The sequence below is a fragment of the uncultured Limnohabitans sp. genome (genome assembly GCF_937889215.1).
Classification (GTDB): domain Bacteria; phylum Pseudomonadota; class Gammaproteobacteria; order Burkholderiales; family Burkholderiaceae_C; genus Limnohabitans_A.
On record NZ_CALBEX010000530.1, the window covers coordinates 1 to 8,054 of the forward strand.

Annotated in this window: 9 protein-coding genes and 2 pseudogenes; 2 read left to right on the forward strand and 9 right to left on the reverse strand. The window is 59.7% G+C overall.

Annotation, left to right across the window (positions count from 1 at the left end; translation table 11 throughout):
* Positions 1 to 66 precede the first annotated feature (66 nt).
* The 8 genes and pseudogenes from fabF to Q0341_RS13405 form a co-directional block, all read right to left on the reverse strand.
* A complete protein-coding gene (gene fabF, locus Q0341_RS13370) occupies positions 67 to 1,311 on the reverse strand; it encodes a beta-ketoacyl-ACP synthase II (protein ID WP_299514239.1) in 1,245 nt (414 codons plus the stop codon).
* A 6-nt stretch (positions 1,312 to 1,317) separates the two neighbouring features.
* The gene (gene acpP / locus Q0341_RS13375; RefSeq protein ID WP_019427049.1) at positions 1,318 to 1,554 is read right to left on the reverse strand and encodes an acyl carrier protein; all 237 of its coding nucleotides are present in this window, start codon (positions 1,552 to 1,554) and stop codon (positions 1,318 to 1,320) included.
* 62 nt (positions 1,555 to 1,616) lie between these two features.
* The gene (fabG, locus tag Q0341_RS13380; protein ID WP_299514240.1) at positions 1,617 to 2,360 is read right to left on the reverse strand and encodes a 3-oxoacyl-ACP reductase FabG; all 744 of its coding nucleotides are present in this window, start codon (positions 2,358 to 2,360) and stop codon (positions 1,617 to 1,619) included.
* A pseudogene (fabD, locus tag Q0341_RS13385) lies at positions 2,357 to 3,308 on the reverse strand (ACP S-malonyltransferase). The gene fabG and the pseudogene fabD overlap by 4 nt, the downstream one beginning before the upstream one ends.
* Positions 3,309 to 3,399: 91 nt before the next feature.
* On the reverse strand, positions 3,400 to 4,377 hold the full coding sequence (locus Q0341_RS13390; protein WP_299514242.1) for a beta-ketoacyl-ACP synthase III: 978 nt from the start codon (positions 4,375 to 4,377) through the stop codon (positions 3,400 to 3,402).
* Positions 4,374 to 5,438 (reverse strand): phosphate acyltransferase PlsX, encoded by a 1,065-nt coding sequence (plsX, locus tag Q0341_RS13395; RefSeq protein ID WP_299514244.1) that lies wholly within the window; start codon positions 5,436 to 5,438, stop codon positions 4,374 to 4,376. Before plsX ends, Q0341_RS13390 begins: the two co-directional genes overlap by 4 nt.
* A gap of 113 nt (positions 5,439 to 5,551) precedes the next feature.
* Complete coding sequence (gene rpmF, locus Q0341_RS13400) at positions 5,552 to 5,734, reverse strand: 50S ribosomal protein L32 (RefSeq protein ID WP_005794249.1); 183 nt, start codon at positions 5,732 to 5,734, stop codon at positions 5,552 to 5,554.
* Positions 5,735 to 5,871: 137 nt separating this feature from the next.
* Positions 5,872 to 6,420 (reverse strand): YceD family protein, encoded by a 549-nt coding sequence (locus Q0341_RS13405; RefSeq protein ID WP_299514245.1) that lies wholly within the window; start codon positions 6,418 to 6,420, stop codon positions 5,872 to 5,874.
* Between the two features lie 104 nt (positions 6,421 to 6,524).
* Between Q0341_RS13405 and Q0341_RS13410 the strand changes: the two genes are divergently transcribed.
* The gene (locus tag Q0341_RS13410; protein WP_299514250.1) at positions 6,525 to 7,091 is read left to right on the forward strand and encodes a Maf family nucleotide pyrophosphatase; all 567 of its coding nucleotides are present in this window, start codon (positions 6,525 to 6,527) and stop codon (positions 7,089 to 7,091) included.
* Entirely contained in the window at positions 7,088 to 7,867 is a 780-nt protein-coding gene (locus Q0341_RS13415) for an SAM-dependent methyltransferase (protein ID WP_299514247.1), read from the forward strand. The genes Q0341_RS13410 and Q0341_RS13415 overlap by 4 nt, the downstream gene beginning before the upstream one ends.
* A gap of 21 nt (positions 7,868 to 7,888) precedes the next feature.
* On the opposite strand, the pseudogene Q0341_RS13420 reads toward Q0341_RS13415, so the two are convergent.
* A pseudogene (locus tag Q0341_RS13420) lies at positions 7,889 to 8,054 on the reverse strand (S49 family peptidase); the annotation flags it as partial.

An 8,054-nucleotide genomic window follows, 5' to 3' on the forward strand; every position in this document is an offset into this window, starting at 1 on the left:
CCCCAAACAAAACGCCCCCACCGGGAAAGCCACAGGTGGGGCGTTGTGCATGTGGGTTGTCCTCTGTCAAATGCGCTTGAACACCAGCGAACCGTTGGTCCCGCCAAAACCGAAATTGTTTTTCAGGGCCACATCGATTTTCACATCGCGTGCCGTGTTGGCACAGTAGTCCAGATCGCACTCGGGATCGGGGTTGAGCAAGTTGATGGTCGGCGGCACTTTTTGGTGGTGCAAGGCCAACACAGTGAACACGCTCTCAATGCCGCCCGCGCCACCCAGAAGGTGACCGGTCATGGACTTGGTGGAGCTGACCACGGTTTTATAAGCGTGATCGCCCAAGGCCGCCTTGATGGCATTGGTTTCGTTGATGTCCCCCAGCGGCGTGGAGGTGCCGTGCGCATTGAGGTAGTCAATTTGGTCGGCGTTGACACCGGCATTGCGCATGGCGTTGAGCATGGCGCGGCGGGGGCCGTCCATGCTGGGTGCGGTCATATGCCCGGCGTCTGCGCTCATGCCGTAGCCACCGAGCTCGGCATAAATTTTGGCACCACGGGCCTTGGCGTGTTCGTACTCTTCGAGCACCATCACGCCAGCGCCTTCACCCAGCACAAAACCATCACGGTCTTTGTCCCAAGGGCGGGATGCGGCTGTGGGGTCGTCGTTGCGGGTCGACAAAGCGCGCATGGCTGCAAAGCCACCCACGCCCAATGGCGATACGGTGCCTTCGGAGCCACCTGCAATCATCACATCCGCGTCGCCGTATTCGATCAGACGACCGGCTTCGCCAATGCTGTGCAAGCCTGTGGTGCACGCGGTCACAACGGCCAGGTTGGGGCCTTTGAAACCATGGCGCATCGAGACATGGCCCGAGATCATGTTGATGATTGAGGCCGGCACGAAAAATGGGGAGATGCGGCGCGCGCCGCGCGAGACGTATTCAATGTGGGTTTCTTCGATGAGCGGCAAGCCGCCGATCCCCGACCCAATCACCACACCGGTGCGGCAGGCTTCTTCTTCACCCAGTGCATCGCCTGCGGGCAGGTTGGCATCTTGGATGGCCTGGGCTGCAGCGGCAATGCCGTAATGGATAAAGCGGTCCATCGTCCGCGCTTCTTTGGCGGAAATGTACGACTCCAGATCAAAGTTTTTGACTTCACCCACAATCCGACAGGACATGGCTGAGGCATCAAAACGGGTGATCGGACCAATGCCGGACTGACCGGCAAGCAGGTTGGACCATGCGTCGGCGACCGTGTTGCCCACGGGGCTGACGCATCCCAAACCCGTGACAACAACGCGGCGCCGGGTCATCGTCGATCAGGCCTTCTTGCTTTGGGCGTAGTCGATCGCAGCTTGCACCGTGGTGATTTTTTCTGCGTCTTCATCAGGAATTTCGATGCCAAACTCGTCTTCGAGTGCCATCACCAGTTCCACCGTGTCCAGGGAGTCGGCACCCAGATCGGCCACGAAGGCTTTTTCATTGGTAACTTGTGACTCTTCAACGCCGAGTTGTTCGGCAATGATTTTTTTGACACGTGCTTCGATATCGCTCATGGGGTCCCTCTGAGGGTTGTGAAAAATGAAGATTTTACCTGTCCGGAAAGGGTTTCCGAAAATCAGGCCATGAACATGCCACCATTGACATGCAATTCTTGTCCGGTGACATAGCCAGCACCCGGCCCAGCCAAGTAGGCCACCGCGTGCGCGATGTCATCGGGTTGTCCCAAATGGCCCAGAGGAATCTGGCCCAGCAAGGCTTTTTGTTGTTCTTCGGGCAAGCTGGCGGTCATGTCGGTGGCGATGAAACCGGGGGCCACACAGTTGACCGTGATACCCCGACTGCCCAACTCGCGGGCCAGGGCACGGGTCATGCCCGCCACACCGGCTTTGGCCGCCGCGTAGTTGGCTTGGCCGGGGTTGCCCGAGGCACCCACCACGCTGGTGATGCTGATGATGCGGCCATAGCGCTGCTTCATCATGGGGCGCATCACGGCACGGCTCATGCGGAACACCGCCTTGAGGTTGGTGTCCAGCACCGCGTCCCAATCGTCGTCCTTCATGCGCATGGCCAAGGTGTCGCGGGTGATGCCCGCGTTGTTGACCAAGACCTGCAAGCCGCCGTGTTCTTTGATGATGGTGTCAATCAAAGCCGCGCCAGCGTCGGCGTCATTGACATTCAGCTTAGCCCCCCTGCTGCCGGGAAAAGCCGACAGCGCTTGGCTGATTTTGGCTGCGCCGTCGTCGCTGGTGGCGGTGCCAATCACGACAAAACCTGACTTGGCCAGATGCAATGCAATGGATGCGCCGATGCCGCGCGAAGCGCCAGTGACCAGCGCCAATTGTTTTTGTGTTTCGTTCATGCCAGGATTCCTTTCACTTCAGCCAAGGAGGCGGGGTCGTACAAGGCCACGCCGCTCAATTCGGCGTCGATGCGCTTGGTCATGCCCGCCAGCACTTTGCCGGGGCCACACTCGACCAGGGTGCTCACGCCACGGGCCTTCATGGCTTGCACGCACTCGACCCAGCGTACCGGGCCAAAGGCTTGGCGGTACAGCGCGTCGCGGACCCGGTCTGCATCGGTTTCGACCGCCACATCGATGTTGTTCAGCACCGGGGATCTGCGGCACAGCCAAAGCCACGGTGGCCAGCTTCTCGCGCAGCTTTTCAGCGGCAGGCTTCATCAGGCTTGAGTGGAATGGGGCCGATACGGGCAAGATCAGCGCGCGCTTGGCACCCATGCTTTTCAGCACTTCGCAGGCCTTGTCCACGGCGGCTTTGCTGCCCGCAATCACGGTTTGTGCAGGGTCGTTGAAGTTCGCAGCTTGCACCACTTCGCCGCTGCCCGCAGGGAATGCGGCTAGAGCTTCTTGGCAGCCGGCAATGACCTTGTCCGAGGGCAAGCCCAAAATAGCGGCCATGGCACCCACGCCCACCGGCACAGCTTCTTGCATGGCCGCGGCGCGCAGGCGCACCAGCGGTGCAGCTTGTGCCAGCGTCAGCACACCCGAAGCCACCAAGGCGCTGTATTCACCCAGCGAGTGCCCCGCCACCACAGACGGCTTGGCCCCCCCTTCGGCCAGCCAGGCGCGGTAAGCGGCCACTGCCGAAACCAGCATCACCGGCTGGGTGTTGGTGGTCATGGCCAGCGCTTCTTTGGGGCCTTCGTGGATCAGTTGGGCCACGTCTTCGCCCAAGGCATCGGAGGCTTCTTTGAGGGTTTCGAGCACCACGGGGTGATCGCCCCAAGCGTCCAGCATACCCACCGATTGGGAGCCTTGGCCGGGAAAAACAAAAGCAAATGAGGTCATGTTCAAATTTTGGGTATCTGTAAAGAATCCGAGAAAGTGAATTGGGGCGTGTCGCGCATCACTGACCCGGGCTTGTCAAAGCCATCGTGAATCAATAACGCAGGAGCACCGAGCCCCAAGTGAAACCACCGCCCACGCCTTCAAGCATGAGGGTCTGACCGCGGTGGATGCGGCCGTCGCGCACGGCGGTGTCGAGCGCCAGCGGAATAGAGGCTGCAGAGGTGTTGCCGTGCTGGTCCACCGTCACCACCACCTTGTCGGCGCTCATTTTCAATTTTCTGGCGGTGCTTTGCATGATGCGGATGTTGGCCTGGTGCGGGATCAGCCAGTCGATGTCGGCATCGGTCAAGTTGGCCTTGGCCAAGCTGGCGCGGGCCGTGTCTTCGAGCACACCTACAGCCAGTTTGAACACGGCCTGACCGTCCATTTTGAGAACAGGGTCGCCCAAAATACCGCCGCGGTTCACATGGCCCGGTACGCACAAGATGTCTTTGTATTTGCCGTCGGCATGCAGATCGGTGGCCAAAATGCCAGGCTGGTCTGAAGCCTCCAGAATGACCGCGCCTGCGCCGTCACCAAACAACACACAGGTGGTGCGGTCTTGGAAGTCGAGGATGCGGCTGAAAACTTCAGAACCAATGACCAAGGCGCGCTTCACCGAGCCCGACTGGATCATGGCATCGGCGATGGTCAGGGCGTAAATGAAGCCGCTGCACACCGCCTGCACATCAAATGCCGGGCAGCCTGCTGTGCCCAATTTGTTTTGCACCATGGTGGCCACCGACGGAAACACCATGTCGGGAGTCGATGTGGCCACGATGATCAGGTCAAGATCGTCGGCCGAGATGCCAGCGGCGGCCAGCGCATGGCGCGCTGCTTCGGTCGCCAAATCGCTGCTGCCTTGGTCGTCAGCCGCAAAATGTCTCGCTCGGATGCCGGTGCGGTCGACGATCCATTCGTCCGATGTTTCCACGCCTTGCAGGGCCAATTCGGCCGCCAGATCGGCATTGGTGAGGCGGTTTTCTGGCAAGTAACTGCCAGTACCCAAGATGCGGGAGTAAATTCTCATACAGGTGTGACCGTGGGTTGTTCCCGCTCGGCATGGGTGCCCATCAACAAAGGGGCGGCATGCGCGATGCGTTCACGAACGCGGTCAAGCAATTGATTCCGGCCTGCATCATAAGCGCGGTTCAAGGCCGTTTCGAAAGCAATTTCATCGGCGGAGCCATGGCTCTTGAACACCAACCCCCGCAAACCCAACAAAGCAGCGCCGTTGTAACGACGGTGGTCAACACGGTTTTTAAAAGAAGATAAAACAGGATAAGCCACTATGGCCGCCATTTTCGTGAAGATGTTGCGAGAAAACTCATTCCTTAAGAACCCACCAATCATGGTGGCCAGGCCTTCGCTGGCCTTCAAGGCCACGTTGCCCACAAAACCATCACAGACCACAATGTCCACGGTGCCCTTGAAAATGTCATTGCCTTCAACATTGCCATGAAAGTTCAGGTCACCCGAGCGGCTGGCCGATCGCAGTAACTCGCCGGTTTTCTTGATGATCTCGTTGCCCTTGATGGCTTCTTCACCGATGTTGAGCAAACCCACTGTGGGGTTAGGCTTGTTTTGCAATACCGAAACCAAAGCCGAACCCATCACCGCAAACTGCAACAAATGCTCAGCCGTGCAATCCACATTCGCACCCAGATCGAGCATGGTGGTGCCGCCACCCTTAAAGTTGGGCATTTGGCCCGCGATGGCCGGACGGTCAATGCCATCCATGGTTTTGAGCACATAGCGGGCAATTGCCATCAAGGCCCCGGTGTTGCCCGCCGACACAGCGGCCGCAGCCTTGCCATCGCGCACTTGCTCGATGGCCACCCGCATGGACGAGTCTTTTTTCTTGCGCAGCGCCACTTCCAAGGGGTCGTCCATCTCCACCACTTCGGAAGCGTGCACCACCTGAGCCCGGGGATCGGTCAAGCCCGTCAGGTCCTCGGCGCGGCCCACCAGCAGCAAACGGGCATCCGGGTGTGTGGACAAAAAACGTCGGCAAGCCGCCAGCGTGACGCGGGGACCGTGGTCGCCGCCCATGCAATCGACAGCCACAGTGATCGGGGTAGGCGAAGTCATGACATCCTTGGACTCAAAACAAAAATCAGCATATCAAAGGCCACAAAAACAAAAAGCCCGATGCTACTTTAAAAGTAGCGCCGGGCCTGTGCAGGCTTAAGGGCTGACGCCGATCAGGCTTCTGATTTGTTTTTCAACACTTGGCGGCCACGGTAAAAGCCGTTGGGGCTGATGTGGTGACGCAGGTGTGTTTCGCCAGTGGTCGGCTCAACAGCGATGCCGGGCACATTCAGGGCGTTGTGTGAACGGTGCATACCGCGCTTGGAAGGCGATTTTTTGTTTTGCTGAACAGCCATGGTGGCTCCTTGGAAGCTGGGAGGCCGCGCAAATGAAAACGCAGCTTCTGGTTGATGGGAATGTCTCCCAGCAGAACTGGGCGAAGCCATTGATTATAGCCTAAGCGAAAGCTTCTTGGAAGGCGTTCAAAGCCCTGCTATTTAGAAGTGTCCGATTTGAGGCCTGCCAACACGCCAAACGGATTGGGGCGCTCAGAGGCCAGTTCAAACTCAGGATCGGCCGCCGACATGGGCAGCACCTCTGGGCACACCTCGTGCAAAGGCACCAGTGGCAAAGACAAAATCAACTCGTCCTCGACCAAGGCCAGCGCGTCAAAGTCGCGACTGATGACCAAAATGTCCTCTTCCGCCTCGTCATCGAGTGCCGCCGCCGTGGCTTCATCGGCCACAAAACGGAACGAGCGTTCGGCTTCAACCGCCGCCAGCACCGGCGTCAAGCAGCGCTGGCACTGCATGGGCAAATGCACCGAGGCCTTCAGGTCCAAACCCACCTGGTCGCCACCTGTCGGCTGCGCGATGCCGTGGCCTTGCAACTGCCACACCACCGGGCCGGCCACCAGCGCATCGCCAAATTGCTCTTCAGCCAAACGCGGCCAACCAACCAGTTGGCCCTGGCCTTTCAAGCTGACGGCGTCGCGGGCAAACGCCACGACATCCAAATGTTGGGGGTCCAATTTTTTTTCCATGGCTGCAGTGTAAGAGAATCACCTATCCGAATTTCACTTGGGTTTGCGTTTTGACCTCCACTTTCTCCCCTTTTGGCACCCACAGTTCAGCCAGCCGAGCCCTGGTGCTGGGCTCGACATCGCGCTACCGGCGCGAATTGCTGGAGCGATTGCGCATCCCCTTTGGCGTGACCGCGCCCGATGTGGATGAAACCCCTTTGCCCGGCGAAGCCCCCAAAGCCCTGGCTCTGCGCTTGGCCTTGGCCAAAGCCCAAGCCGTAGCCGCACTGCACCCCGAGGCGGTGGTCATCGGCTCGGACCAAGTGGCTGACTTGGCCGGTCAGCCTTTGGGCAAACCCGGCGAGCACGCCCGCGCTGTGCAGCAACTGCGCCAAATGCGCGGCCAAACCGTGATTTTTCAAACCGCCGTGGCGGTGGTCTGCTTGGCCACCGGCTTTGAACAGGTGGAACTGGCCGAAGTGCGGGTGGTCTTTCGGGACCTGAGCGATGACGAAATCGAGGCCTACCTTCAAGCCGAAAAACCTTATGACTGCGCAGGCAGTGCCAAGAGCGAAGGGCTGGGCATTGCCCTGCTGGCGTCCATCGACAACGACGATCCGACCGCATTGGTCGGTTTGCCCCTGATCCGCACGGCACGCTTGCTGCGCCAAGCCGGAGTGAAACTGCTGTGAACACCCCTGAACACACCGCCCGCAAAGGCCGCCTGTTGTTGGTGCCCACGCCCTTGGACTTTGGCTGCGCGGAACAAGCCCCCATCACCGATGTCTTACCCGAAGCCACACTGGCTGCGGCTGCAGGCATCCGCCACTGGGTGTGCGAGAACGCCAAAACCACCCGGGCATTTTTGAAGCGCGTGGGCGAAACCCACCCGCTGGTTGCGCCCTTGGCCGAACAAAGCATCACCGAATTGCCACGCCATGTGCACAAAAAAGGCGATCACCAATCGGGTTTTGACGGCAAACCTTTGCTGGTCGCAGCATTACAAGGCCATGACGTCGGCCTGATCAGCGAAGCGGGCATGCCCGCTGTGGCCGACCCCGGCAGTTCTGTGGTGCGGGGTGCACACGATTTGGGCTTGCGCGTGCTGCCGCTGGTGGGCCCGGTGTCTCTGCTGCTGGCCTTGGCGGCCAGTGGCCTCAATGGCCAAAACTTCGCGTTTGTGGGTTATTTGCCGCAAGACGCAGGTGAACGCGCTGCACGCTTGAAGCAACTCGAGTCCTTGGCCCAAAAAACCGGGCAAACCCAGTTGTGGATCGAAACCCCCTACCGCAACGCAGCCATGCTCAGCGGTCTGCTGCAAAGCCTGCAGACCAACACCAGACTGGCCATTGCCAGCGGCCTGACGTTGCCATCGGCCAGCATCCAGAGCCACACCGTGGCGCAATGGAAAAAGGGCCTGAAAGGCCCTGATGGTCACACGCCTGCGGTCTATGCCATCGGGCCTTGAAACACCATGAAGGCGAAGGTCTCAGCGCAAAGCCGAGGCCGATCCCGCACCCAGCGCCCGCACTGAGCCCTCACCGACCGCCACACCAAAGCGCTTGACCAAGCGCTCGGCCACGTTATCGCGCTGGGTGTAGTCGATCACATCAGGGGCCTTGACCACCTCGCGGGCCACACCGTCAATGCTGCCC

Coding starts and splice junctions, on each gene's coding strand:
- fabF (WP_299514239.1), bottom strand. CDS start 1,311: ATGACCCGGCGCCGCGTTGTTGTCACGGGTTTGGGATGCGTCAGCCCC.
- plsX (WP_299514244.1), bottom strand. CDS start 5,438: ATGACTTCGCCTACCCCGATCACTGTGGCTGTCGATTGCATGGGCGGC.
- rpmF (WP_005794249.1), bottom strand. CDS start 5,734: ATGGCTGTTCAGCAAAACAAAAAATCGCCTTCCAAGCGCGGTATGCAC.
- Q0341_RS13390 (WP_299514242.1), bottom strand. CDS start 4,377: ATGAGAATTTACTCCCGCATCTTGGGTACTGGCAGTTACTTGCCAGAA.
- Q0341_RS13405 (WP_299514245.1), bottom strand. CDS start 6,420: ATGGAAAAAAAATTGGACCCCCAACATTTGGATGTCGTGGCGTTTGCC.
- fabG (WP_299514240.1), bottom strand. CDS start 2,360: ATGAACGAAACACAAAAACAATTGGCGCTGGTCACTGGCGCTTCGCGC.
- acpP (WP_019427049.1), bottom strand. CDS start 1,554: ATGAGCGATATCGAAGCACGTGTCAAAAAAATCATTGCCGAACAACTC.